The following is a 23497-nucleotide window of genomic DNA, read 5'->3' as shown; positions in this document are numbered from 1 at the left end:
GGCGAGAATCGCCATACAGAGCCGGACGGCGCGCCACGGGGTTCGCGGCCCGGTCCTGTGTCCCGGGTCGGATGGTAGGCCGTCTCCGCGCACCAGCGGCGGCAGCGCTGCTCGCCGGCCCTCGATGAGCACACCGGGCGGGGCCGGCGCTGCCAGCCACCTCCCGGCGACCGCACGGGTGGAGGGCCGCATGCGCACCATCGACGAGAGCACCGGCGGGCAGGGCGACGCCGGGGCTCCGGACACCAGAGGGCCGGACGCCGCGACACCGGGTACCCGGACGGCACACGGCACGACCGTGACCGCACCGTCCTCCCGGTCGGGGCGGGCCGCCCGTGCCGGGGTCCCCACGATCCACCTGCCGTCCGGCTCCCGGCCGACGGGCCTGCCGCTCCCCCGCTCCGCGGGCACCGCGGTGCCCGCGCAGGCGAGCACCGGGGTGGCCGACCTGCTGCGTGGCCCGGTCCGCGCCGCCCGGGTGCTGCTGTCGGTGCCCGCCGCCGTCTACCTGACGGTCGCCACGCCCCAGGGGCCGGACGTCGTCGGCGTGCTGACCTCCGACGCCGCGCGCCTGCCGCTGGGGTGCGTGCTCTTCCGCCCGGCCAACGGCCGCCCGCTGGTCTCCGTGCCGGCCGGCGCCCCGGCCCGGGTCGGGGGTGGCCGGCTGGAGGTGGGCGACCTGACCGTCAGCGCAGCCGCCTGGTGGGACCCCCGCCCGAAGCTGCCCAGCACCCGCCCGGCGCTGCTGCCCGAGGGCGTCCGGCAGCTGCGCACCGCGCTCTACGGCGAGGGCGTGCCGCACAGCGCGTTCTCCCTGCCCGGCCTGCCGACCGGCCCCAGCGGCCCGCTCGCGGCGCTCCGCGGGGCGGTCCGCCGCGCCGACCTGGACGCGGCGCTGCGCACCGCCACCCGGCTGATCGGGCTGGGCCCCGGGCTCACCCCGGCCGGTGACGACGTGCTGGCCGGGCTGACCGCCGGGCTGGTGCTGCTGGGGCACCCGGCGGCCGAGCGGTTCGGCGCCGGGGTCACCTCACTGGCCGCCGGCCGCACCACCGAGCTCTCCCGGGCCCTGCTGCGGCACGCCGCCGCCGGTCAGGTCAGCGGGGAGTACGCAGCGGTGCTGCGGGGCCTGGTCGGCGACGGCGCCCTGGCCCCGGCGATCGCGGCGCTGCTGGCGACCGGGTCGACCAGCGGCCGGGCGATGTCCCTCGGGCTGTGCACCGCGATCGACCTGGTCGACCGCACCACCCGCCGCTGATCTGCTGAGCCGGACCGCCTCGAGCGGTCCGGCTCAGCCCACGTCGACCGGCAGCAGCGGAGCCAGCCGGTCCCACTGGGCGATCCGGCAGCCGTCGGTCCGGGACAGTTCCAGCCGCACGTCCTCCCCGGCCCAGTTCCCGGCGATCAGCGCCGTCTGCGACCCGCCGTACACCTGGGTGCACGTCTGGTCGCCCGGCAGCTCCGCGAACGGGTCGGTCAGCGCCCCCAGGTGCGCGCAGGCCGCATCCGCGTCCGGGAGGGTGCTCGACGTCGTGAACACGTCTCCCTCGTGGGGACAGGACAGCGTGTACAGCTCCGGGGCGTCACCGTCGCCCGCGTCGATCCTGACCATGACCGACTGCTCCCCGGCCAGGACCACGTAGTCGTCACTCCCGGGGTCCGACGACGACGGGGAGGCACTGGGCGCGTCAGCCCCGCTGTCCCCGGGACCCGAGTCGCAGGCCGCCAGCGACAGGACGACCAGGACCGGGACGGCGAGGCGGCGCATGCCGCCCAGCATGCCGTTCCGGCCATCCGACCCGAGCCGCGACGCGGCCGACTACAGACGCGAGGCGCCGACTACAGCCGCGACGCGGCGATGGTGGTGACCAGGATGGCGCGGGCACCGAGCTCCCAGAGCTCGTCCATCACCCGGTTGGTGTCGTCCTTGCGCACCATGGCCCGCACCGCCGACCAGCCCTCGGTCTGCAGCGGGCTGACCGTCGGACCCTCCAGCCCGGGGGTGCGGGCGGTCGCCTGGGCGAGCAGCTCGTTGGGGCAGTCGTAGTCGAGCATCACGTAGCGCCGGGCCACCAGCACGCCCTGCAGCCGGCGCCGCAGCTGGGCCACCGCCGGCTCCTCCTCGGCGCCGGCCCGCCCGACCAGCACGGCCTCACTGGCCAGCACCGGCTCCCCGATGATCCGCAGCCCGGCCGCACGCAGCGTCGTCCCGGTCTCGACGACGTCGCAGACGGCGTCGGCCACGCCCAGCCGGCAGGCGGTCTCCACCGCGCCGTCCAGCTTGACCACCGCGGCCTTCATGCCGGTCTCGTCCAGGAAGCGCTGCAGCAGGCCGGGGTAGGCGGTGGCGATCCGCCGGCCCTCCAGCGCCGCCACGTCGTCGATCGGGGAGTCGGCCGGGCTGGCGAACCGGAAGGAGGACCGCCCGAAGCCCAGTGGCATCACCTCGGCCGCCACCGCGCCCCCGGCGTCGGTGGGCGTGGTCTCCAGGAGCATGTCCCGGCCGGTGATCCCGACGTCCAGCGTGCCCGCCGCCACGTAGATCGCGATGTCCCGGGGCCGCAGGTAGAAGAACTCGGTGTCGTTCTCCGGGTCGTACACGGCCAGCTCACTGGTGCTGCGCCGCTGCCGGTACCCGCTCTCCACGAGCATCGCGGCGGCGGGTTCGCTGAGGACCCCCTTGTTGGGCACGGCGACGCGCAGCACTGGGGAACTCCTACATGAGTGGGTGGAACGGCCGGCTCCCTGCGAGGGGGCCCGTTGTCACAGGTGAGCGTAGACGTCCTGCAGCGACAGTCCTCGCGCGAGCATCAGCACCTGCACGCGGTAGAGCAGCTGGCTGATCTCCTCCGCCGTCCGGTCGGCGCCCTCGTGCTCGGCGGCCATCCAGGACTCGGCGGCCTCCTCGACGACCTTCTTGCCCGCGGCGTGCACGCCGTCCCGGACGGCGGTGACGGTGCCGGAGGTCTCGTCGCCGGCGGCCACCTTGGCGCTCAGCTCGGCGAACAGCTCGTCGAAGGACTTCACGCGCCGCTCTCCCCCGCCGGGTTCACGCCGAAGCCGGTGCTCTGCTTGGGCGCGCGCAGGTCGCGGAGGACCAGCGCGGTCTGCAGGGCGGCGGCGGTGGCCTCCCAGCCCTTGTCCTCACCGGAGTCGTCCATGCCGGCGCGGTCCCGGGCCTGCTGCTCGCCCTCGGTGGTCAGCACGCCGTTGCCGATCGGCTTGCCGGCGTCCAGCGACACCCGGGTGAGCCCGGCGGTGAAGGAGTCGCAGACGTACTCGAAGTGCGGGGTCCCACCGCGGACGACGACCCCGAGGGCGACGACGGCGTCGTGGGTGGCGGCCAGCGCCTGGGCCACCACCGGCAGCTCGATGGCGCCGGGGACCCGCACCACGGTCGGCGTGGGGATGCCGGCGGCCTCGGCGCACGCGACCGCCCGCTCCAGCAGGGAGTCGGCGATGTCGCGGTGCCAGGTGGCGGCGACGATGCCCAGGGTCAGGCCGCTGGCGTCGATGGGCTCCTGCTGGGGGGTTCCGGACCCGCTCATGACCTCTCCTCGAACGTGCTGGTGCGCGTGCTGCGCGGTGACGACGGTGCAGTGTGCCGGTCGACCGGGCGGCAACCGGTCACATCGGCTGCTCGTCGGCGCGCCGCACCGGCTCGGCCGGGACGTCGCCCTCGGGCTCCGGCTCGATGATGTCCAGCAGGTGCCCCATCCGGTCGCGCTTGGTGCGCAGGTACCCGAGGTTGTCCGCGGTGACGTGGCTGGGGAGACCGACCCGGCCGGTGATCTTGAGCCCGTAGCCCTCGAGCCCGGCGCGCTTGGCCGGGTTGTTGGTCAGCAGGCGCATGGTGCGGATGCCGAGGTCGACGAGGATCTGCGCGCCGGTGCCGTAGTCCCGGGCGTCGGCGGGCAGGCCCAGGTCCAGGTTGGCGTCGACGGTGTCCACGCCGGAGTCCTGCAGCTGGTAGGCCTGCAGCTTGTGCAGCAGGCCGATCCCCCGGCCCTCGTGGCCGCGGATGTAGAGCACGACGCCGCGGCCCTCCTGCGCGACAGCGGCCAGCGCCGCCTGCAGCTGCGGACCGCAGTCGCAGCGCAGCGAGCCGAAGACGTCGCCGGTGAGGCACTCGGAGTGCACCCGGACCAGCACGTCCTGCCCGTCGTCGATGTCGCCGTAGACGAAGGCGACGTGCTCCCGCTCGTCGTAGGAGCTGCGGTAGCCCACCGCGGTGAACTCCCCCGGCGCCAGCGGCACCCGGGCCTCGGCGACCCGCTCGACCAGCTTGTCGAAGCGCTTGCGGTAGGCGATGAGGTCGGCGATGGAGATCATCACCAGGTCGTGCTCGTCGGCGAAGACGCGCAGCTCGTCGCCGCGGGCCATGCCCACCGGGTCCTTCTCGCTGACCACCTCGCACAGCGCGCCGGCCGGCCGCAGCCCGGCGAGCACGGCGAGGTCGACGGCGGCCTCGGTGTGCCCGGGCCGGCGCAGCACCCCGCCGTCCTTGGCGCGCAGCGGCACGATGTGCCCGGGGCGGGCGAGGTCGGCGGCGTTGGTCCCGGCGTCGGCCAGCAGCCGGATGGTGTGCGCCCGGTCGGCGGCGGAGATGCCGGTCGTGACGCCCTCGCGGGCGTCGACGGTGACGGTGTAGGCGGTGCCGCGGCGGTCCTGGTTGACCCGGAACATCGGCGGCAGGTCCAGCCGGTCGGCGTCGCCCTCGGTGACCGCGACGCAGATGTAGCCCGACGTGTACCGGACCATGAACGCCACCAGCTCGGGGGTGGCGAGCTCGGCGGCGAAGATCAGGTCGCCCTCGTTCTCCCGGTCCTCGTCGTCGACGACGACGACCGCCCGGCCGCTCTTGATCGCCGTGATGGCGTCCTCGACGGAGTCCAGCTGCCAGCTCATGCGCGGGCTCCCAACAGTCGTTCGACGTACTTGGCGATGACGTCCACCTCCAGGTTGACCGGGTCACCGGGAGCGCGGCTGCCCAGGGTCGTCTCGCGCAGCGTGGTCGGGATGAGGCTCACCTCGAACCACGGCTCGGGCGTGTCCGCGAGCGCGCTGACGGTGAGCGAGACGCCGTCGACGGTGATCGAGCCCTTCTCGACGACGTAGCGGGCCAGGTCGGCCGGCGCGGAGATCCGCACGACCTCCCAGTGGTCGCCGGGCGTGCGGGAGACCACGGTGCCGACGCCGTCGACGTGGCCCTGCACGATGTGGCCGCCCAGCCGGGTGGCCGCGGTCACGGCACGCTCCAGGTTCACCGGGTCACCGACGCCGGTGGCACCCAGGCTGCTGCGACGCAGCGTCTCGGCCATGACGTCGGTGGTCCACACGCCGGTGCCGTCGGCCTCGTCGTGGGCCACGCCGGTGACGGTCAGGCAGACGCCGTTGACCGAGATCGAGTCGCCCAGCGCGACGTCCTCGAGTGCGCGCGCCGCCCGGATGTGCAGCACGGCGCTGTCCGGTCCCTCCGCGCGCGCCACCAGGGTGCCGAGCTCCTCCACGATGCCGGTGAACACCTCAGCTCCCTCCTGCGTCCTGACGGTCGTGTGCCCGCCCCTCAGTGTGCCGGGCGGGCCGCAGCCGGAGCTGCACGTCCCCGCCCAGGAGGGTGACGTCGACGACCCGCAGGTGCAGCGCTGCGGCCATCGTCGGGATTCCCAGGTCGCCGACCATCGCCGCCCCGGCGCCCAGCAGCTGCGGGGCGAGGTGCACCACGGCCTCGTCGACGAGGCCCGCGGCGAGGAAGGCGGCGGCGAGCGTCGGCCCGCCCTCGAGCAGCACCCGGCGGACGTCGCGGTCGAACAGCTCGGCGAGCAGCGCCGCGGGGGTGGCGGCGGCGCTGATGAACGTCGGCGCCGCGCCGTCGTGCACCCGGGCGGTGGCCGGCACCCGGCCGCGGCGGTCGAGCACCACCCGCAGCGGCTGCCGGGGCACGTCGGCGCCCGCGGCGTCGCGGACGGTGAGCTGCGGGTCGTCGGCCAGGGCGGTGCCGGACCCGACGACGACGGCGTCGCAGCCGGCGCGCAGCCGGTGTACCTCGGCGCGGGCGTCCGGGCCGGTGATCCAGCGGCTGGTGCCGTCGGCTGCGGCGACCCGCCCGTCCAGCGTCGTCGCCACCTTCCACACGACGTACGGGCGGTGCTCCTGCACGCCGGTGAGCCAGCCGGCCAGTGCCCCCTCGGCCGCCGCGACCTGCTCGGCGCCCAGCTCGACGTCCACCCCGGCGGCGCGCAGCCGCGCGGCGCCGCCGCCGGCGAGCTGAGTGGGTTCGGGGACGGCGACGACCACCCGGGCGACGCCGGCGGCGATCAGCGCATCGGCGCACGGGCCGGTGCGGCCGGTGTGCGCGCACGGCTCCAGGGTGACGACGGCGGTGCCGCCCCGCGCCCGCTCCCCGGCCTGGGCCAGGGCGTGCACCTCGGCGTGCGGGCCGCCGGGCGGGGAGGTCGCACCCTCCCCCACCACGGCCCCGGACGCGTCGAGCACCACGGCGCCGACGGCGGGGTTGGGGCTCGTGGTGCCCAGCACCCGCAGCCCGAGCTCGCGGGCGCGGGCCATGGCCGCGCGCTCCGCGGGGGTCACCGGGCGGCCAGGGCCCGCAGCGCCGCGATCGCCCGGGCGGGGTCGTCGGCGCCGTAGACGGCCGAGCCGGCGACGAAGACGTCGGCGCCGGCCTCGGCGGCCTGCTCGATGGTGTCGGCGTTGATGCCGCCGTCCACCTCGACGAACAGCTGCAGGTGGCCGCTCTCGACCAGCCGCCGGGCCTCACGGACCTTGGGCAGCACCTCGGGCATGAACGACTGACCGCCGAAGCCGGGCTCCACGGTCATCACCAGCAGGGTGTCGAACTCCGGGAGCACGTCGAGGTAGGCCTCCAGCGGCGTGCCGGGCTTGATCGCCAGCCCGGCCAGGGCACCGGCGGCCTTGAGGTCCCGGGCGACGGCGCGCGGGTCGGTGCAGGCCTCCGCGTGCACGGTGACGTTGCGCGCCCCGGCCTCCGCGTAGCCCGGCGCCCACCGCTCGGGGGCATCGATCATCAGGTGGCAGTCCAGCGGTACGGGGCTGACCGCCTGGATGGCCTGCACGACCGGCAGGCCCAGGGTCAGGTTGGGCACGAAGTGGGCGTCCATGACGTCGACGTGCAGCCAGTCGGCGTCGGTGACGCGTTGCACCTCGTCGGCCAGGCGGGCGAAGTCCGCGGACAGCAGGCTGGGCGCGATCATCGGTTGCCGGGACACTCCGCGATGGTAGGCAGTGCCGTGACCGGAGGTGCCCCCGGCCCAACTGCCCCGGCATCGGTGCGGTGGCCCTCGGGGCGATGCGGGTGGCACGGGGGAACGTGCAGCTCAGCGCGGGGGCTCCTACTCTGCCGCCATGATCGACGATCTTCGCGGTCGGAGCCGGCGGCGCCTCGCTGCGCCCCGGGTGGGTGTCGGGCTCCCCTCGGCCGGGCTCGTCCTCAGCCTGCTGGCCACGGCCTGGGGCATCGACGCGCTGTTCACCTCCTGGACCGGTGCCGTGCTGTGCGTCGGCGTCGGCCTGGTCCTGTGGCGGCGCTGGCTGCCGCCGGCCGCGGAGGTCGCCGAGCAGCGCCGGGCGGCCGACGCCCTGCGTTCCCGGCGCGACCCGGGGCCCGGTGACCTGGACGCGGTCGACCGGCTGGCCCGCGGCGTGCTGGCCCGCCCGGCCAGCGATCTGTGGGGGCCGGCCGCCGTGTTCGCCGGGCTGGCCGTGGGCTGCGGCATCGCTGCCGTCCTGCGGGAGGACCCGCTCGTGGCCGCACCGGTGACACCGCTCCTGGTTGCCGCCGCGTGGGCGGTCGCCGGCCACCGGCAGCTCCTGTGCGCCTCGCAGTGGCTCGACAGCCCGCCGTTCGTCCGGGCGGAGCAGGCGTGACCCCGTCCGTCGACCTGCCGGTGTCCGACCGGCCCCCGGCCTGGCAGGCCTGGGCCGTGCCGCCGCTGGCCACCGCGTACGCGGCCGCTCTCGTGGTGGTCCAGGGCGGGAACTGGCCGGCGCTGCTCGGCCCGCTGGGCTGGTGGCTGGTCGGGTGCGTCGCCGTGGTGTCGCTGCTGGGCACCGGCGTCACCCGGCTGCGCGAGCCGGCACCCCGCCAGGTGGCGGCCCGGCGGATCCAGCACGCGCTGCGGGCGCACGTCGACCCCGGGCCGGAGCTGCGCGAACGCGCCGACCGCCAGGCCGCGTCCCTGGCCGGGCACCGCTGGGTCGCCGCCTTCCTCGTCGTGGCGCCGCTGCTCTTCGTCGATTCGGCGCCGTGGGACCGGGCGGTCCTCGCCGGTGTCGCGGTCGCAGCGCTGGTGGTCCTCTTCGCCGCCCTCGCGGTGACCGTCGCGCGGTCGGCGCGGGATGCCCGGCGCTGGCTGACCGACCCACCGGGGCCGCCGCGCGTCCTGCCGCCCGCCCCGCCGTGGCAGCGGGTGCTCCCGGTGGTCGTGGCCGCCGGGGCCATCTGCGTCGTGGCCGCGTTCCTGCTCGGCCTCGTCGCCTCCTGACCGGCCGCCTGCACCGGAGCGGGCACCCGATCGGCAGCCGGTCGACCGGACCGTCACCCGATCGGGCGACAACGCCCCGTTGGCCCGGCCGTTCCGCTCACCGACCGTCACGATCACGGAGGCCCCGCCGGAGGGCCACCGATGACCAGGAGCCCCGTGATGACAGAGACCGGCCAGCACCGCGCGACCCCGGGCAACCAGCAGCAGAACGGCCTGGCCACCGCCGGGATGATCTGCGGCATCATCGCCGCCGCCACCTTCTGGGTGCCCTTCCTCTACCTGCTGTCCAGCTTCGTGCTGGGCATCGTCGCCGTGGTGCTCAGCCACAAGGGCCGGGCGCGAGCCGCGCAGGGCGCGGGCGGGGCCGGCTTCGCGCTGACCGGGCTCATCTGCGGGTACGCGGGGATCGCGCTGTCCGTTGCAAGCGGGGTGATCGGCGCGCTGGCCGCCAGTTGACCGACGGCAGCTCACCCTCGCAGAGTCCCTGAACTGGACGGTGATGATGGCGGGCCCGACCGACGGTGTCGCGGCACGGCTCGCGGCGGTGTGCGTCGACGCGCGCGGCCGCCTGCGGCGGTTCGACATCTGGGACGCCGCCGCGCGCGGGGCGCTGCTGGTCGACGCCGCGCACGTCGGCCGCCTGGTCGAGACGGCCGACAGCATCTCCCTGCATCCCGCACCCACCGGCTTCCCGCCGCTGGACCGTCTGCTCACCGGCATGGCGGCCGAGCCCGGGCACCCGCTGACCTGGTGGCTCGACCACGGCGACGTCACGATGCCCGAGGTCGCCGAGGCCTGCGTGGCACTCGGCGGCTGGCGCACCCGCCGGGGACTGCTGGGCACCCGGTACGGCGTCCCCACCGCGCTCGAGGAGCAGCCGTCCGGAGAGGTCGCGGCGGCGGTCGAGGTGCTGGCCACGGCCTGCGGGGCGCGCGGTCGGTGGCCCGAGGCGGTCTTCGCGCCGGAGCTGGTGCCGACCGGGTCCCTGGCCTGGATCTGCACGACCGTGACCGACCACCTGGAGCTCGTGCACCGGCGGAACCTGCGGGCGGCCGGCGCAGCGGACGGCGGCAGCAGCCCCTACTACTGAGCATTCGTCGGCGGGGTTCCGTTGCACACCACCGGGTACGGCCCCGTCCCATGACGACGGCCACCCCAGCACCCACCCGCTACGACGGCTTCGACCGGATGCCGATCGCCGGCACCTGGCGCGCCGGCCGGGCCGGCAAGACTGCCACCGACACCGACCCCTACACCGGCGAGACGCTCACCGAGATCCCGCTGGCCAACGCCGAGGACCTCGACGAGGCCTACGCGAAGGCGAAGGAAGCGCAGCGCGACTGGGCCGCGCGGCTGCCCGGCGAGCGCGCCGACGTGATGCGCCGCGCGGCCCGGATCATGGAAGCCCGCAAGGACGAGATCGTCGACTGGCACATCCGGGAGAGCGGCGCCGCCGCCCCGGCCGCCGAGTTCGAGTACTCGATCACCCTGCGCGACTTCCACGAGGCGTCGTCCTACCCCTACCGGGTCGAAGGCCGGATCCTTCCCGCCGACATCGAGGGCAAGGAGAGCCGGGTCTACCGCCGCCCGGTCGGCGTCGTCGCGGTGATCAGCCCGTGGAACGTGCCGATGCACCTGTCCAACCGCTCGGTCGCCCCCGCGCTGGCCGTCGGCAACGCCGTCGTCCTCAAGCCGGCCGGCGACACCCCGGTGACCGGCGGCCTGCTGCTGGCCAAGATCTACGAGGAGGCAGGTCTCCCCGACGGGGTGCTGTCGGTGCTCATCGGTGCGGGCCGCGACATCGGTGACGCGATCGTGGAGCACCCGGTGCCGCGGGTGGTCTCCTTCACCGGGTCGACCCCGGTGGGCAAGGGCATCGCGCAGAAGGCCGGGCTGAAGAAGCTCTCCCTGGAGCTGGGCGGCAACGGCCCGCTGGTCGTGCTGGACGACGCCGACCTGGAGTACGCCGTGAACGCCGCGGCCTGGGGCAAGTTCTTCCACCAGGGCCAGGTCTGCATGATCACCAACCGGATCGTCGTCGACGCCTCGGTGCACGACGAGTTCGTCGAGCGGTTCGTCGCCAAGGTGCGCGGCCTCAAGGCCGGCGACCCCCGGGACGACGACACGATCATCGGCCCGATCATCAACAGCAAGCAGCTCGAGGGCATCCAGCAGATGCTCGCCGAGGCCCGCTCCGACGGCGCCGAGCAGGTGCTCGGCGGCGACCCGACCGGCCCGATCGGCTCGGTGCTGCCCCCGCACGTGCTGCTGGGGAGCAACGAGGTCGCCACCGCCCGGCAGGAGGTCTTCGGGCCGGTCGCGACGATCATCAAGGCCCGGGACGAGGCCGACGCCCTGCGGATCGCGAACGACACCGAGTACGGCCTGTCCAGCGCGGTCTTCACCGAGGACGTGCTGCGCGGGGTGAACTTCGCGCTGCAGGTCGAGGCCGGGATGACCCACGTCAACGACTCCCCGCTCAACGACGAGAACAACACCGCGTTCGGTGGGGAGAAGGAGTCCGGGCTGGGCCGCTTCGGCGGCGAGTGGGCGATCGAGGAGTTCACCACCGACCACTGGGTGAGCGTCCAGCACACCAAGCGCCAGTTCCCCTTCTGAGCCGACCAGCAGCCTGAGCCGACCAGCACTGTGCGGTGGGTGCCCGTTCCCGGCCGGGAACGGGCACCCACCGCACACCGTCGGCCTCAGACCTCCCCGGAGGTCGGCCGCACCCGGGCCGTCGCCCGCTGCTCGGCGGCCGCCCACAGCAGCGGGACCAGCTGCTCCAGGTCCAGCTCGCTCCGCTGCGCGGCCGGCAGGTGCCGCCGGTGGTGCGACAGCGAGGCGGCCACCCCGACCCAGGGCGTCTGCACCTCGGCGGGGTACCAGGCCACGTCGCGGCCGAAGACCCCCACCATGTGCCGGCGCATGGTCGTGCGCGCCAGGACGACGGTGCGGGCGCCGGGCGGTCGTTGCCGGATGAGCCAGCGCAGCGCCTCCAGGCCCTCCCGCCGGTGCACGTACAGGTCGCAGACGTCGAGCACGGCCGGTCGGTCGTCCAGCGCCATGAGCGCGACCCCGACCAACCGGCGCAGCGACTCCTGGTCGTCCCGGACGTCGCCGTGCGCCACCAGCACCACCACGTCGCCGTGCTGGTGCACCCGCACGCTGATCCCGTCGGCCACCCGTTCCCCCGGCTGCGCTCGCCACCCCCTGGCCTCGGGGCGGTGATCCTGAAACCTGCCCCGCCGGGTGGGCGACAAACCGGGCCGCGACCACGACCGGGCGGCGGTCACCCGCTGGTCGGGCCGGACTGCGCAGCGTCCCGTGCCGGCAGGGCGGTCCACTCGGCCCAGGTCAGGTCGCGACCGACGAACCGTGGCCGGCCCAGCGGCCAGTGCGTCGCCAGCCAGGCGGGCACGAACTCGTCCAGCGCCCGTTCGGTGTCGCTGCCGACCAACCGGTCGACCACCCACCAGGACACCTCCGCGTCGGCGTCGCCGGCCTTCTCCGGCGGGTCGACGTAGACGCAGCCCAGCAGCTCGGCCTCGTCCGGTGGGAACACCCCGTACAGGAAGCTCTCGTGGGCGGCGATCTCCCGGGCGTGCCGGGCCAGGTCGGCGCGGTCCTCCGCCACGGTCATCGACGCCGGCGGCCAGCCCCACGCGGGGCCGTACACCGTCCACAACCGCTCGCGGGACCCCATCACCGCCGGGAAGTCGATCTCGGTGTCGGCGTCGCTCATCGGCCGCAGGTGCTCACCGGTCGGCAGCTCGGCGCGGGTGGGGTGGGCGAAGTCCTCGGGCAGCCACGGCACGGGACCGGAGGCTAGAGGCGCGACCGCGTCCGGACGAGGGGGTTCCCTCCTCACCCGTTACCGTGCGCCGGTGCCCAGGGACCGCAGCGCAGAGGACGACGCCGCCATCCGGCAGGGCGAGGCCGAGCTGCGCTCCTGGGACCGCCGGCGGCGGCTGGTCGTGGAGGCCGTGCTGCTCGCCTACGCCGCCGGCTACGCCTTCCTGGTCCTCGGCGGCGGTGACGCCCCGGCGGCCCTGTCCTGGGTGCTGCTCCTGATCTTCGCGCTGGTGCGCGCGGCCGCCTGGCGGTGGGGCGACCGGGGAGCCCGCACCGACGGCGCCCGCACCGACTTCGCGCTGCGCCACCGGCGGCTCGCCGGATGGGCACAGTCCGGGATGGTCCGGGCGCGCGCGGAGCAGCGGCTGCGCCGGGCCCGGCTGCGGCGGATCGGCTGGGGGCTGGTCGTCGCCGTCTGCACGACGATCACCGTGGTCGCGCTGCTCGGCGACCCACCGGCCGTGGGCCTGGCGGTGTTCGGTGCCGCACTGGTGGCCGGCGCGGTCGTCCAGCTGTGGCTCGGCGAGCGCAACCTGGCCGAGGCGCGGCGCTGGGTCGCCGACCCGCCGGCATGAGCGGCCCGCCGGCAGCCCGCGACGTCGCGGCCGTCGACCGGGACGAGGACGAGGTCCGCCGCTCCGCCCGCCGGCGGCTGGCCACGGAGGACGCCGCCGCGCTGGCCTTCGGGGTGGTGTACGCCGCCGTCCTGCTGACCATGGAGGTGGATCCCGCGCTGGCCTGCGCAGTGGTCGGCCTGGGGGTGCTCATCCGGCTCGGGAACCGGCGCTGGGGCGACCGCAGCGCCCGCCACGCACGGGCGCGCGTGGACCTCTCGCTGCGGCGCGGCCGGCCGCTCGGCTGGGCCCGCGCCGGCGAGGTGACCCGCTGCGCGCGGCAACGGCAGCAGCGGATCGGCCGGCGCCGCTTCGGCGCGGCGGCCGGCCTCCTCACCATGGGCGCGGTGGTGGTGGTCAGCGCGGCGTCCGACCGGCTGCCGGCCACCCTGTCCGTGCTGGCCTGCCTGCTCGCCGCCCAGCTGACCGGGGACCTGGTCAGCTGGGAGCGGGAGGTCCGGGAGGCGCGTCGCTGGCTCGCCGACCCGCCGGCTTGAGGTCAGCGGGTGCGGCGGAGCAGCGCCAGGAACATCGCGTCGGTGCCGTGCCGGTGCGGCCACAGCTGCCCGTAGCGCCCCCGCTCGATGCCCGGCACCTCGCCGAACAGCGGGGCCACCGGCAGCACCTCGACGTCGTCCCGGGCCGCGGCGGCGTCGACGACGTCGACCGTCTCGGCCGTGTGCGGCGAACAGGTCACGTAGGCGACCACTCCCCCCGGCCGTACCGAGGCCAGCGCGCCGTCCAGCAGCTGCCGCTGCAGCTCGGCCAGCGGCGCCACGTCGTCCGCGGTGCGCCGCCAGCGCACCTCGGGCCGGCGGCGCAGCGCACCGAGCCCGGTGCACGGCGCGTCCAGCAGCACCCGGTCGAAGGAGCCCTCCGGCCACGGCGGGGCCGTGCCGTCGGCGACGACGACCTCCACGTCGTCCGCCCCGGCCAGCGCGCTGCGCACCAGCTCGGCGCGGTGCGGGGCGCGGTCGGCGGCCGTCAGGTGCACCCCGGCGGGCCGGACGGCGGCCAGCAGCCCCGCCTTGCCGCCCGGGCCGGCGCACATGTCCAGCCAGCGGACGTCGGGACCGTCCAGCGGCGCGCGGGTCAGCGCGAGCGCGGCCAGCTGGCTGCCCTCGTCCTGCACCGCGGCGGCGCCGGAGCGGACCGCGGCGATCCGGCCCGGGTCACCGGAGCCGAGCCGGACGGCGTACAGAGACCACGGCCCAGGCTCGCCACCGGACTCGGCGGCCAGCTCCGCGCGGTCGATCCGCCGGGCCACCAGGTGCACCTCGGGTGCGGCGTCGTCGGCCAGCAGCGCGGCCTCGACCTCGGCATCGTCGGCGGAGGCACCGTCGGCGAGCGCATCGCGCCACGCCTCGACGATCCAGCGCGGGTGGTCGGTGCTCAGCGCGAGCCGGGCGTCGTCGTCGGCGGGCTGCAGCGCCGCCACCCAGGCGGCCCGGTCACCGCCGGCGGCGACCTTGCGCAGCACCGCGTTCACCAGGCCGGAGGCGCCCGTGCCGACGATGGCCCGGGTGAGCGCGACGGTGGTGTCGACGGCGGCGTGCGCCGGCACCCGCAGGTCGATCAGCTGGTACGCGCCCAGCCGCAGCAGGTCCAGCACCTTGCGGTCGAGCTCGGCCAGCGGCCGGGACACCAGCGTGGCCAGGACGGCGTCCAGGGTGCCGGTGGCCCGCAGCGTGCCGTAGGCGAGCTGGGTGGCGAAGGCGGCGTCCCGGGGCTCCAACTGCCGCTCGCGCAGCAGCTGGGGCAGCAGCAGGTTGGCGTAGGCGTCGCGGCTGGAGACGCCGTCGAGCACGTCGTAGGCGGTCAGCCGGGCGCCGTCCAGCGTGGGCCGGTGCCGCCGGGACTGCGGGCGCTGGTTGCCCCGGCCCGGGTCGTTGCGCCGCTTGTGCCCGGCTCGCCGCTCCGGGCCGGTCATGCGCCCACCTGCTCGCCGAGCCGCTCGCCGGGCTCCAGGCGCGCACCGCGCGCCCAGTCGGTGGCGGCGATCATCTTCTTGCCCGCGGGCTGCACCTCGCGCAGCCGGACGGCGCCGCGGCCGGTGCCCACCAGCACGCCCGTCGGGCCCACCGAGACCTCGCCGGGCTCCATGCCCAGCGACGAGGGCAGCGGCTCGACCGGGGCCAGCCGCAGCCGGTTGCCCCGCCAGGTCGTCCATGCGCCCGGCGCCGGCGTGACGCCGCGGACCCGCCGGTCGACGACGTGCGCCGGCAGGGTCCAGTCGACGCGGGCGTCGGCGGTCTCGATCCGCGGGGCCAGGCTGACCCCCTCGGCCGGCTGCGGCACCGGGCGCAGCGACCCGTCGGCGATGCCGTCGAGGGTGGCCACCAGCAGCCCGGCGCCGCTGACCGCGAGTCGGTCCAGCAGGTCGCCGGCGGTGTCGGTGGCGCCGATCGGCTCGGTGACGACGCCGAAGACCGGGCCGGTGTCCAGCCCGGCCTCCAGCTGGAAGGTCGCCGCACCGGTGACCTCGTCGCCGGCCATGACCGCGTGCTGCACGGGGGCGGCGCCGCGCCAGGCCGGCAGCAGGGAGAAGTGCAGGTTGACCCAGCCGTGCCGCGGCTGCGTCAGGGCGGCCGGTGGCACGAGCGCGCCGTAGGCGACCACCGGGGCGCAGTCGACGTCGAGGGCGCGGAGCTGGTCGAGGAACTCCGGCTCGCGCGGCGACCGGGGCTGCAGCACCGGGAGGCCGGCGGCGTCGGCGCGCTCGGCGACCGGGGAGCGGCTGGTCCGGCGGCCCCGGCCGGCGGGGGCGTCGGGCCGGGTCAGGACGGCGACGACCTCGTGCCGGGAGCCCAGCAGGGCGTCGAGCGCGACCACCGCCGGCGCCGGCGTACCGGCGAACAGGAGCTTCAGTGGGGGCTCACCTTCACGACGGGGGTGGGGGCCGGCTCACCGCTGGGGAGGTAGGCCTGCTCGCCCTGCCAGGCGGCGTCGGCGAGCACCGACAGCGCCGCCTCCCGGGCCTCGGTGTCGAGCCGGTCGACGAACAGCACGCCGTCGAGGTGGTCGGTCTCGTGCTGGATGGCGCGGGCCAGCTTGTGCGAGCCCTCCACCCGGATCGGGTCGCCGTGCATGTTCCAGCCGGTGGCCGCGACGTAGAGGTGGCGGCGGCAGTCGAAGCGGAAGCCCGGGATGGACAGGCAGCCCTCGGCGTCCTCCTCCGTCTCCTCGCCGACCGGTGTCACGTCGGGGTTGACCAGGTGCCCGACCTCGCCGTCGACGTACCAGGTGAACACGCGCAGGCCCACGCCGATCTGCGGCGCGGCGATGCCGGCGCCGCCGGCCGCGTGCATCGTGTCCGTCAGGTCGGCGACGAGCTGCTGGAGCTCCCTGTCGAAGTCGACGACGGGGGCGGCCGGGGTGCGCAGCACCGGGTCGCCCATGATCCGGATCGGGGTGACGCTCACCGGACGATGGTAGGCGGCGGGGGCGGCGGCGCCTGCAGGGTCATCTGGTTCCGGTGCAGGCCCTACCGTCTGGGGCATGGCCTCCCTCGCCGCCCACCGGGTGCACGCCGTCGTCAGCAGCGTCGTCGACGGCGTGGCCGTCGGCGGCGCCGAGGCAGCCCTGGACCTGCCACCGCGGTCCGCCGCCCGGTGGCGCGTCTACCTGGCGGTGATGGCCGCCGTGGCCGCCGACACCGTGGCCCAGGACCTGCCCTCGCTGCGGCGGGCCTTCCAGGGCATGCCGCTGGAGCCCACCGACCCGGCCGACCACGCGGTGCTGCGGCACCAGGGTCTGGTCAGCACCGGGTGGGGGCTGGGCGTCACCGCCGTGCACCGCCCGCTGGCCCGGGCGCTGCGCCGCCGCGGGCACCGGCGTCCGCACCTGCTGCTCGGCGTCCTGGCCGGCATCGGCACCTCGGCGTGCACCCTGCCGGTGCGCTGGCGGCGGGCCACCGAGCGAGCCGCGGAGGACGCCGCCGCCGCGCGGATGGACGCCGAGCTCGCCGAGCTGCTGACGCAGTCGGCCGACTGACGAGACCCGTCAGGCCAGCTCGAGCGGGTCCAGCTGCACGCGCACGTGCTCGGGCGCCTTCTTGGCGCTGCGCACCCCCTGCACCTCGCGCAGCGCCCGGGCCAGCCCGGTGCCCTCGCCGCGCGGCACCCGCACCAGGTAGCGCTCGCGCTCACCCTCCTGCCCCGGCCGGGGCGGCTCCGGCACCGGGCCGAGCACGTCGGCGTGGTCGGGGAGCCGCAGCGCGTCGAGGAACTCCGCCAGTGCGGCCGGCGACGCCGACAGCGACGCCATCCGGGTGACCGGCGGGAAGCCCAGCTCCCGCCGGTCGGCGAGCTCGCGCGCGGCGAGGCCGGCGGGGTCCCACCGGACCAGCGCCTGCACCACCGGGTGGCCCGCGTCGGCGGCGACCACCACCGGTTGCTCGGGCCGCACCAGCGCGGCGGCGTTCATCCACCGGCGCAGGGTCTCCTCCCCCGCCCGCAGGTCGGCCCGGCCGAGCAGCGCCCAGGCGTCGAGCAGCAGCGCCGCCCCGTAGCCGCCCTCGGCCACCGGCTCCGCGCCCGGGGTGGCGACCACCAGCGCCGGCCCGCCCGGCACCGTGGCCAGCACGCCGGAGCCCCGGCCGGAGACGCGGACGGCGGCGCCGGGGAAGGCCCGGCCCATCTCCTCGGCGGTGCGCGCCTCCCCGATCACCGCGGCGCGCAGCTTGGTGCCGTGGCAGTGCGGGCAGTCGAAGGTCGCCGCCGGGCGGGCGCACCAGCGGCAGGCGGCGATCCGGGTCCCACCGGCACCGGGGCGCGGCGCCACGCCGAGCGGACCGGCGCAGTGGGCGCACCGGGCCGGCGCCCGGCAGCGGTCGCAGACCAGGGAGGGGACGTAGCCCGAGCGGGGCACCTGCACCAGCACCGGGGTGCCGGCCTGCAACGCCTTGCGGGCGACGTCGAAGGCGAGGGTGGGCAGCCGGGCGGTGCGGGCGGCGGCGTCGCGGGCCAGCTCGAAGTCGCTGCCCACGGCCTGCACGCGCGGGGCGGCGGTGCGCAGCGTGGCCCGGTCGGCGACCAGCTCGTGCGCCCAGCCGGACTCCACCAGCAGCTGCCCCTCGGCGGTGCGCGCCGTGCCGGCGACGACCGCCGCGCAGCCGGCCAGGTGCGCGCGGTGCACCAGCACGTCGCGGGCGTGCAGGTAGGGGGCGCGCGGCTCGGCGTGCAGGTCGTCGCCGTCGTCCCAGACGACGACGAGCCCGAGGTCGCGCACCGGGGCGAGGACGGCGCCGCGGGTGCCGAGCACCACCTGCGCGCTGCCCCGCGAGGCGGCCAGGAACCGGCCGTAGCGGACGTCGGGTGAGGCGTCGGCGCGCAGCACCGCCACCGACCCGGCCGGCAGCAGCACCTCCGCGGCGGCGGCCAGCCGGTCGAGGTCCTTGCCGTCGGGGACGACGACCAGCGCGCCCCGCCCCCCGCTCAGCGCCGCCTGCGCGAGCTCGGCCAGCCGGGTGGGCCACTCCTCCCCCGGCAGCGCGGTCCACACCGCCCGGGCCGGCGCTCCGTCGGCCACCGCGGAGAGCAGCTGCGGCCCGGTCGGGTAGCGCGCGAACCCGGCCGGGTCGGGCGCCTCGGGCGGGGGCGGGGCGTCGAGCCGGGGCCGCTTCTCCGGGGCGGCCCGCCGGGGCGGCAGCGCGAGGCGCAGGACGTCGGTCAGCGTGCCGGCGTAGCGGTCGGCCACCGAGCGGGCCAGCTCGGCGACCTCCGGGGTGAGCACCGGCTCGGCGGAGACCACCTTGGCCAGCGGGGCCAGCTTCCCGGTGTGGTCGGTGCTGCCGGCCAGCTCCAGCACGACGCCGTCGGCGAGCTTGCCGGCGAAGCGCACCCGGACCCGGCAACCGGCCACGACCTGCTCGGCCAGCTCGTCGGGGACGGCGTAGTCGAAGGGCCGGTCCAGGTGCGCCAGCGGCACATCGACCACGACCCGGGCTACCCGCTGTGTGCGGAGGCCCGGGTCGTCGTCGATCGGCAGCGCCGTGGTCAGTTGACGCCCACCGCCGACGTCAGCGCGTCGACCCGGTCCAGGCGCTCCCACGGCAGCTGCACGTCGGTGCGGCCGAAGTGGCCGTAGGCGGCGGTGGGGGCGTAGATCGGGCGCAGCAGGTCCAGGTCGCGCACGATCGCGCCCGGGCGCAGGTCGAACACCGCGCTGATCGCCTTCTCCAGCGCCTCCTCGGGCACGGTGTTGGTGCCGAAGGTCTCCACGAACAGCCCGACCGGGTGCGCGGCGCCGATGGCGTAGGCGACCTGCACCTCGCACCGGCGGGCCAGGCCCGCGGCGACGACGTTCTTCGCGACCCAGCGCATGGCGTAGGCCCCCGAGCGGTCGACCTTCGACGGGTCCTTGCCGGAGAACGCACCGCCGCCGTGCCGGGCCATGCCGCCGTAGGTGTCGACGATGATCTTGCGTCCGGTCAGCCCGGCGTCGCCCATCGGCCCGCCGATCACGAACTTGCCGGTCGGGTTGACCAGCAGCCGGTAGCCGGTGGTGGGCAGGCCGAGGGCGGCCAGCTCCGGCTCGACGACGAGCTCCTGCACGTCGGGGGCGAGCAGCGTCTCGATGGAGATGTCCTCGGCGTGCTGGCTGGAGACCACCACGGTGTCGACGGCGACCGGGCGGTCGTCCTCGTAGACCACCGTGACCTGGGTCTTGCCGTCGGGCCGCAGGTAGGGCACCGAGCCGTCCTTGCGCACCGCGGAGAGCCGCCGCGAGAGCCGGTGCGCCAGGGCGATCGGCAGCGGCATCAACTCGGGGGTCTCGTCGCAGGCGTAGCCGAACATCAGCCCCTGGTCACCGGCGCCCTGGCGCTCGATGAGGTCGTCGGCGATCACCGCGCGCTGCTGGGCGTCGGTCAGCCCGGCGGTGCGCGCCTCGTACCCGGTGTCCACGCCCTGGGCGATGTCCGGGGACTGCGCGCCGATGGAGACGCTGACGCCGCAGGAGGCCCCGTCGAAGCCCTTGCGGGAGGAGTCGTAGCCGATCCCGAGGATGGTCCGCCGCACGATCTCGGCGATGTCGACGTAGCCGGAGGTGGTCACCTCACCGGCGATGTGCACCTGCCCGGTGGTGATCATCGTCTCCACCGCGACCCGGCTGCGGGGGTCCTGCTCGAGCATCGCGTCCAGGATCGAGTCGCTGATCTGATCGGCGATCTTGTCGGGGTGCCCCTCGGTGACCGACTCGGACGTGAAGAGGCGGCGTGCCACTCGGTTCTCCCTGCGATCGACGGCCGAGCGCGTACCCGCGTCCGGTGCTGAGCTCGACCGCCGAGCCTACCGGCGGCGTCCGGTCCCCGTCGGACGACGTCCGGCGCGGGGACGAGCGGGTCAGGTGACGGGCAGCCGCCGGGTGACGGCGTCCCAGATGCCGGCGGCCACGTCGTCCTTGCGGGCCGCCGGCAGCGGCGTGGCCGTCCCGTCGTCGGACAGCACCGTGACCTCGTTCTCCTCGCGGCCGAACACCCGGCCGGCGGAGACGTCGTTGACCACCAGCAGGTCGACGCCCTTGCGAGCCAGCTTCGCCCGGGCGTGGGTGAGCACGTCGCCCTCGGCGTCGCCGGTCTCGGCGGCGAAGCCGACGACGACCTGGCCGGCGGGCCGGGCGGTGACCAGCTCGGCGAGCACGTCCGCGGTGCGGCTCAGCTCGACGGCGGCGGGTTCGGCCGGCCCGCCCTTCTTCAGCTTCGTGCCCGCCACCGACACCGGCCGGAAGTCGGCGACGGCCGCGGCCATCACGACGACGTCGGCGCCGGGCGCCTCGGCCACCATGGCCGAGCGCAGCTCCTCGGCGGACTCCACGACCACGGTGCGGACCCCGAACGGGGCGGGGTCGGTGACGTTGGCCGCGACCAGCACGACGTCGGCGCCCCGCGCGGCGGCGACCCGGGCCAGCGCCCAGCCCTGCCTCCCGGAGGACCGGTTGCCCAGGTAGCGCACCGGGTCCAGCGCCTCCCGGGTGCCCCCGGCGCTGATCACCACGCGGCGGCCGGTGAGGTCCTGGGGCAGTGCGGCGGCACCGTGGTCGAGGACGACGGCCGCCAGCGCGGCGACGTCGGCCGGTTCGGGCAGCCGGCCGGGGCCGCTGTCGGGCCCGGTGAGCCGTCCCACGGCGGGGGCAGCACGACGGCGCCGCGGCGGCGCAGCGTGGCCACGTTGTCCTGGGTGGCCGGGTGCAGCCACATCTCGGTGTGCATGGCCGGCACGAAGACGACGGGTGCGTGCGTGGCCAGCAGCGTGGCGGTGAGCAGGTCGTCGGCGCGGCCGACGGCGGCCCGGGCGAGCAGGTCGGCGGTCGCCGGGCTGACCAGCACCAGGTCGGCGGTCTGCCCGATGCGCACGTGCGCGACCTCGGGGACGTCGTCCCAGACCTCGGTGGACACCGGGTTGCCGCTGAGCGCCTCGAAGGTCGCCGCGCCGACGAAGCGCAGCGCAGCGGCGGTGGGCACCACCCGGACGTCGTGCCCGGCCTCGGTGAGCGCGCGCAGCAGCAGCGCGGACTTGTAGGCGGCGACGCCGCCGCCCACCCCCAGCACGATCCGGCTCATGCCGTCCATCCTCCCGCAGACACGACGACGCCCCCGGCAGCTGCCGGGGGCGTCGTCATCAGTTCAGGTGGTGCCGGGTCAGTTCTCGCCGGCGGTGTGGGTCAGCAGGCCCTCGTTGATCTCCCGCAGCGCGATGGACAGCGGCTTCTCCTGGGGCGCGGTGTCGACCAGCGGGCCGACGTACTCCAGCAGGCCCTCGGAGAGCTGGCTGTAGTAGGCGTTGATCTGCCGCGCGCGCTTGGCGGCGTAGATGACCAGCCCGTACTTGCTGGTGGTGCGCTCCAGCAGCTCGTCGATCGGCGGGTTGGTGATGCCCTCAGGGGCGGGTGCGACTCCGGACACGGGCGGGCGTGCTCCTCAACTCGGTGTGCGGGCGGGCGGCGGATGGCTCCGCACGGTCGCCTCGGGTGCGCCCTCGGCAGCGGTCAGGGACCAGCGGGCGGAGGCGCAGTCAGCAAGCTTACCAACTCGTCTGCCGCTCTGGCCACGTCGTCGTTCACGACGACGACGTCGAACTCCCCGGCGGCGTCCAGCTCGGCCTGTGCGAGCGCCAGCCGGCGGGACTGCACCTCCGGCGCCTCGGTGCCCCGCCCGGCCAGCCGGCTGACCAGTTCACCCCACGACGGCGGCGCGAGGAAGACCAGCTGGGCCTCCGGGGCCCGGTCCCGGACCTGCCGCGCGCCCTGGAGCTCGATCTCCAGCAGCGCCGGGCTGCCGCTGGCCAGCTGCTCCTCCACCGGGGCGACCGGGGTGCCGTAGCGGTTGCCGGCGTACTCGGCCCACTCCAGCAGACCGTCCTGGGCGATCAGCCAGTCGAAGTAGTCGTTCTCGACGAACAGGTAGTGCTCGCCGTCGACCTCCCCCGGCCGGGGCTTGCGGGTGGTGACCGACACCGACACCCAGACCTCGGGGTGCCGGCGCCGGACCTCCGCGACCACCGTGCCCTTGCCGACGCCCGAGGGTCCGGAGAGCACGGTCAGCCGCGCGCGGTTCTGTCGTGCCACTCGTTGATCTTCGCACCGGGGTGGTCGGGGACCAGCCACCAGTGGGTCAGAGGGCACCCTCGGTGGGGACCTGGTCGGCCTCGACGTGCTCGCCGCCGAACTCCGCCTCCAGCGCCCGGCGCTGGTTGGCGCCCAGGCCACGCACCCGGCGGGTGGGCGAGATCTCCAGGCGCTCCATGATCTTCGCCGCCCGCGCCTTGCCGACGCCGGGCAGCGACTCGAGCACGGCGGAGACGCGCATCTTGCCGATGACCTCGTCGGTCTCGCCCTGCTTGAGGACGTCGCCGACCGTGGTGCCCTTGCTCTTCAGCTTCTCGCGGAGCTCGGCACGGGCCTTGCGGGCCGCGGCGGCCTTCTCCAGGGCGGCGGCGCGCTGTTCGGGGGACAACTCGGGAAGGGGCACGGAGCAACCCAATCGTGTTCAGTCCGGCGCGTGCCGGCGCAGTTCTTCGGTGATCCAGCTCGATCGCGACGGCCCGCGGTGTGAGCCTCGGCCGTCAACCTAGTCATCCGAGACCGAGCGGTCACGCCAGCCCCGGTGTCGGAGGCGGGTGGCCGGTGTGCTGGTCGGCGACCCGCGCGCACAGACACGCCGTGCGCCGGTTCCGTCACTGCTGGTCAGTGCGCGTGTCGCCGTTCAGCCCCGTCGCGACCGCCGGCCGAGCACCCAGCCGCCGAGTCCGACCAGCACGAACAGGCCCGTCAGCAGCAGGCCGACGCCGACGACGTGCTGCTCGGTCCACAGCACCGTGGGACCGGCGTCGAACGTGAGGGTGAGCTCGCTCCGGTACGCCTCGGACGTGCCGGGGACCAGCGGCTCGTAGGAACCCGAGTAGACGACGTGCGACGGCCGGGTGTTGGCCAGCCAGAAGGTCGTCACGCCGGCCACCGCGAGTCCGAGGCCGAGCGCGAGCACCGACCACGGCAGCACCCGTCTCATGC

30 protein-coding genes are annotated in these 23497 nt (G+C 75.9%); 9 read left to right on the top strand and 21 right to left on the bottom strand.

Features of this window, described 5'->3' with window-relative positions; translation table 11 throughout:
- The first annotated feature begins 190 nt into the window (after nucleotides 1-190).
- Nucleotides 191-1258: an oxamate carbamoyltransferase subunit AllH family protein gene (locus JD78_RS05225; protein ID WP_153360767.1), complete on the top strand. Its 1068-nt coding sequence runs from the start codon at nucleotides 191-193 to the stop codon at nucleotides 1256-1258.
- Nucleotides 1259-1291: 33 nt separating this feature from the next.
- Here JD78_RS05225 and JD78_RS05220 read toward each other — a convergent pair whose 3' ends face one another.
- The 8 genes from JD78_RS05220 to rpe all read right to left on the bottom strand — a co-directional run bounded on the left by JD78_RS05220 (nucleotide 1292) and on the right by rpe (nucleotide 7247).
- Nucleotides 1292-1768 carry a hypothetical protein gene (locus JD78_RS05220; RefSeq protein WP_166520999.1) on the bottom strand — a complete coding sequence of 159 codons (477 nt, stop codon included), beginning with the start codon at nucleotides 1766-1768 and terminating at the stop codon, nucleotides 1292-1294.
- A 71-nt stretch (nucleotides 1769-1839) separates the two neighbouring features.
- Nucleotides 1840-2706 (bottom strand): ATP phosphoribosyltransferase, encoded by an 867-nt coding sequence (gene hisG / locus JD78_RS05215; protein ID WP_166520998.1) that lies wholly within the window; start codon nucleotides 2704-2706, stop codon nucleotides 1840-1842.
- A 57-nt stretch (nucleotides 2707-2763) separates the two neighbouring features.
- Entirely contained in the window at nucleotides 2764-3027 is a 264-nt protein-coding gene (locus JD78_RS05210) for a phosphoribosyl-ATP diphosphatase (protein WP_153360765.1), read from the bottom strand.
- Nucleotides 3024-3548: a 6,7-dimethyl-8-ribityllumazine synthase gene (ribH, locus tag JD78_RS05205; protein WP_153360764.1), complete on the bottom strand. Its 525-nt coding sequence runs from the start codon at nucleotides 3546-3548 to the stop codon at nucleotides 3024-3026. Before ribH ends, JD78_RS05210 begins: the two co-directional genes overlap by 4 nt.
- 79 nt (nucleotides 3549-3627) lie before the next feature.
- Nucleotides 3628-4908 carry a bifunctional 3,4-dihydroxy-2-butanone-4-phosphate synthase/GTP cyclohydrolase II gene (locus tag JD78_RS05200; RefSeq protein ID WP_153360763.1) on the bottom strand — a complete coding sequence of 427 codons (1281 nt, stop codon included), beginning with the start codon at nucleotides 4906-4908 and terminating at the stop codon, nucleotides 3628-3630.
- Complete coding sequence (locus JD78_RS05195; RefSeq protein ID WP_153360762.1) at nucleotides 4905-5525, bottom strand: riboflavin synthase; 621 nt, start codon at nucleotides 5523-5525, stop codon at nucleotides 4905-4907. The genes JD78_RS05200 and JD78_RS05195 overlap by 4 nt, the downstream gene beginning before the upstream one ends.
- A 1-nt stretch (nucleotide 5526) precedes the next feature.
- On the bottom strand, nucleotides 5527-6567 hold the full coding sequence (gene ribD, locus JD78_RS05190; protein ID WP_166520997.1) for a bifunctional diaminohydroxyphosphoribosylaminopyrimidine deaminase/5-amino-6-(5-phosphoribosylamino)uracil reductase RibD: 1041 nt from the start codon (nucleotides 6565-6567) through the stop codon (nucleotides 5527-5529).
- A 20-nt stretch (nucleotides 6568-6587) separates the two neighbouring features.
- Nucleotides 6588-7247: a ribulose-phosphate 3-epimerase gene (gene rpe, locus JD78_RS05185; RefSeq protein ID WP_243730979.1), complete on the bottom strand. Its 660-nt coding sequence runs from the start codon at nucleotides 7245-7247 to the stop codon at nucleotides 6588-6590.
- A gap of 136 nt (nucleotides 7248-7383) precedes the next feature.
- Between rpe and JD78_RS05180 the strand changes: the two genes are divergently transcribed.
- The 5 genes from JD78_RS05180 to JD78_RS05160 all read left to right on the top strand — a co-directional run bounded on the left by JD78_RS05180 (nucleotide 7384) and on the right by JD78_RS05160 (nucleotide 11141).
- A complete protein-coding gene (locus tag JD78_RS05180) occupies nucleotides 7384-7905 on the top strand; it encodes a hypothetical protein (protein ID WP_153360761.1) in 522 nt (173 codons plus the stop codon).
- Complete coding sequence (locus JD78_RS05175) at nucleotides 7902-8522, top strand: hypothetical protein (RefSeq protein WP_153360760.1); 621 nt, start codon at nucleotides 7902-7904, stop codon at nucleotides 8520-8522. Before JD78_RS05180 ends, JD78_RS05175 begins: the two co-directional genes overlap by 4 nt.
- A 159-nt stretch (nucleotides 8523-8681) precedes the next feature.
- Nucleotides 8682-8978 carry a hypothetical protein gene (locus JD78_RS05170; RefSeq protein WP_153360759.1) on the top strand — a complete coding sequence of 99 codons (297 nt, stop codon included), beginning with the start codon at nucleotides 8682-8684 and terminating at the stop codon, nucleotides 8976-8978.
- A gap of 46 nt (nucleotides 8979-9024) precedes the next feature.
- Nucleotides 9025-9612, top strand: coding sequence for a hypothetical protein (locus tag JD78_RS05165; protein WP_153360758.1), 588 nt, complete (start codon nucleotides 9025-9027; stop codon nucleotides 9610-9612).
- A 50-nt stretch (nucleotides 9613-9662) separates the two neighbouring features.
- Complete coding sequence (locus tag JD78_RS05160; RefSeq protein WP_153360757.1) at nucleotides 9663-11141, top strand: aldehyde dehydrogenase family protein; 1479 nt, start codon at nucleotides 9663-9665, stop codon at nucleotides 11139-11141.
- 86 nt (nucleotides 11142-11227) lie between these two features.
- On the opposite strand, the gene JD78_RS05155 is transcribed toward JD78_RS05160, so the two are convergent.
- Both JD78_RS05155 and JD78_RS05150 read right to left on the bottom strand, forming a co-directional pair.
- Entirely contained in the window at nucleotides 11228-11707 is a 480-nt protein-coding gene (locus tag JD78_RS05155) for a hypothetical protein (protein WP_153360756.1), read from the bottom strand.
- Nucleotides 11708-11814: 107 nt separating this feature from the next.
- Nucleotides 11815-12339: an N-acetyltransferase gene (locus tag JD78_RS05150; RefSeq protein ID WP_153360755.1), complete on the bottom strand. Its 525-nt coding sequence runs from the start codon at nucleotides 12337-12339 to the stop codon at nucleotides 11815-11817.
- Nucleotides 12340-12409: 70 nt separating this feature from the next.
- Between JD78_RS05150 and JD78_RS05145 the strand changes: the two genes are divergently transcribed.
- Together JD78_RS05145 and JD78_RS05140 are read left to right on the top strand one after the other, a co-directional pair.
- Nucleotides 12410-12952: a hypothetical protein gene (locus JD78_RS05145; protein WP_153360754.1), complete on the top strand. Its 543-nt coding sequence runs from the start codon at nucleotides 12410-12412 to the stop codon at nucleotides 12950-12952.
- Nucleotides 12949-13488: a hypothetical protein gene (locus JD78_RS05140; RefSeq protein ID WP_153360753.1), complete on the top strand. Its 540-nt coding sequence runs from the start codon at nucleotides 12949-12951 to the stop codon at nucleotides 13486-13488. Before JD78_RS05145 ends, JD78_RS05140 begins: the two co-directional genes overlap by 4 nt.
- Nucleotides 13489-13490: 2 nt before the next feature.
- Here the strand turns inward: JD78_RS05140 and JD78_RS05135 are convergent, their stop codons facing one another.
- Genes JD78_RS05135 through def form a run of 3 tightly spaced genes read right to left on the bottom strand, consistent with a single transcriptional unit; the run spans nucleotide 13491 to nucleotide 16413 of the window.
- Nucleotides 13491-14921 carry an RsmB/NOP family class I SAM-dependent RNA methyltransferase gene (locus tag JD78_RS05135; RefSeq protein ID WP_153360752.1) on the bottom strand — a complete coding sequence of 477 codons (1431 nt, stop codon included), beginning with the start codon at nucleotides 14919-14921 and terminating at the stop codon, nucleotides 13491-13493.
- Nucleotides 14918-15850, bottom strand: a complete 933-nt coding sequence (fmt, locus tag JD78_RS05130) for a methionyl-tRNA formyltransferase (protein ID WP_228395191.1) — start codon at nucleotides 15848-15850, stop codon at nucleotides 14918-14920. The genes JD78_RS05135 and fmt overlap by 4 nt, the downstream gene beginning before the upstream one ends.
- A gap of 5 nt (nucleotides 15851-15855) precedes the next feature.
- Nucleotides 15856-16413: a peptide deformylase gene (def, locus tag JD78_RS05125; RefSeq protein ID WP_153360750.1), complete on the bottom strand. Its 558-nt coding sequence runs from the start codon at nucleotides 16411-16413 to the stop codon at nucleotides 15856-15858.
- A gap of 76 nt (nucleotides 16414-16489) precedes the next feature.
- Between def and JD78_RS05120 the strand changes: the two genes are divergently transcribed.
- Nucleotides 16490-16984, top strand: coding sequence for a hypothetical protein (locus JD78_RS05120; RefSeq protein WP_153360749.1), 495 nt, complete (start codon nucleotides 16490-16492; stop codon nucleotides 16982-16984).
- A gap of 9 nt (nucleotides 16985-16993) precedes the next feature.
- On the opposite strand, the gene JD78_RS05115 is transcribed toward JD78_RS05120, so the two are convergent.
- The 8 genes from JD78_RS05115 to JD78_RS05085 form a co-directional block, all read right to left on the bottom strand.
- Nucleotides 16994-18928 carry a primosomal protein N' gene (locus JD78_RS05115; protein ID WP_228395187.1) on the bottom strand — a complete coding sequence of 645 codons (1935 nt, stop codon included), beginning with the start codon at nucleotides 18926-18928 and terminating at the stop codon, nucleotides 16994-16996.
- Between the two features lie 59 nt (nucleotides 18929-18987).
- Nucleotides 18988-20214: a methionine adenosyltransferase gene (gene metK, locus JD78_RS05110; protein WP_153360748.1), complete on the bottom strand. Its 1227-nt coding sequence runs from the start codon at nucleotides 20212-20214 to the stop codon at nucleotides 18988-18990.
- Between the two features lie 120 nt (nucleotides 20215-20334).
- Entirely contained in the window at nucleotides 20335-20943 is a 609-nt protein-coding gene (locus JD78_RS22005; RefSeq protein WP_243731118.1) for a phosphopantothenoylcysteine decarboxylase domain-containing protein, read from the bottom strand.
- Between the two features lie 35 nt (nucleotides 20944-20978).
- On the bottom strand, nucleotides 20979-21551 hold the full coding sequence (locus JD78_RS22000) for a flavoprotein (RefSeq protein WP_243730977.1): 573 nt from the start codon (nucleotides 21549-21551) through the stop codon (nucleotides 20979-20981).
- A 78-nt stretch (nucleotides 21552-21629) separates the two neighbouring features.
- Nucleotides 21630-21893 carry a DNA-directed RNA polymerase subunit omega gene (gene rpoZ, locus JD78_RS05100; RefSeq protein WP_153360746.1) on the bottom strand — a complete coding sequence of 88 codons (264 nt, stop codon included), beginning with the start codon at nucleotides 21891-21893 and terminating at the stop codon, nucleotides 21630-21632.
- Nucleotides 21894-21976: 83 nt separating this feature from the next.
- Nucleotides 21977-22555 (bottom strand): guanylate kinase, encoded by a 579-nt coding sequence (gene gmk / locus JD78_RS05095; RefSeq protein ID WP_153360745.1) that lies wholly within the window; start codon nucleotides 22553-22555, stop codon nucleotides 21977-21979.
- Nucleotides 22556-22601: 46 nt separating this feature from the next.
- On the bottom strand, nucleotides 22602-22958 hold the full coding sequence (gene mihF, locus JD78_RS05090) for an integration host factor, actinobacterial type (protein WP_153360744.1): 357 nt from the start codon (nucleotides 22956-22958) through the stop codon (nucleotides 22602-22604).
- 234 nt (nucleotides 22959-23192) lie between these two features.
- On the bottom strand, nucleotides 23193-23495 hold the full coding sequence (locus JD78_RS05085; protein ID WP_153360743.1) for a hypothetical protein: 303 nt from the start codon (nucleotides 23493-23495) through the stop codon (nucleotides 23193-23195).
- Nucleotides 23496-23497 lie beyond the last annotated feature (2 nt).

This window comes from Modestobacter roseus (assembly GCF_007994135.1).
In the GTDB taxonomy this organism is placed as follows: domain Bacteria; phylum Actinomycetota; class Actinomycetes; order Mycobacteriales; family Geodermatophilaceae; genus Modestobacter; species Modestobacter roseus.
This window is presented reverse-complemented; position numbering and strand designations above follow the sequence as displayed.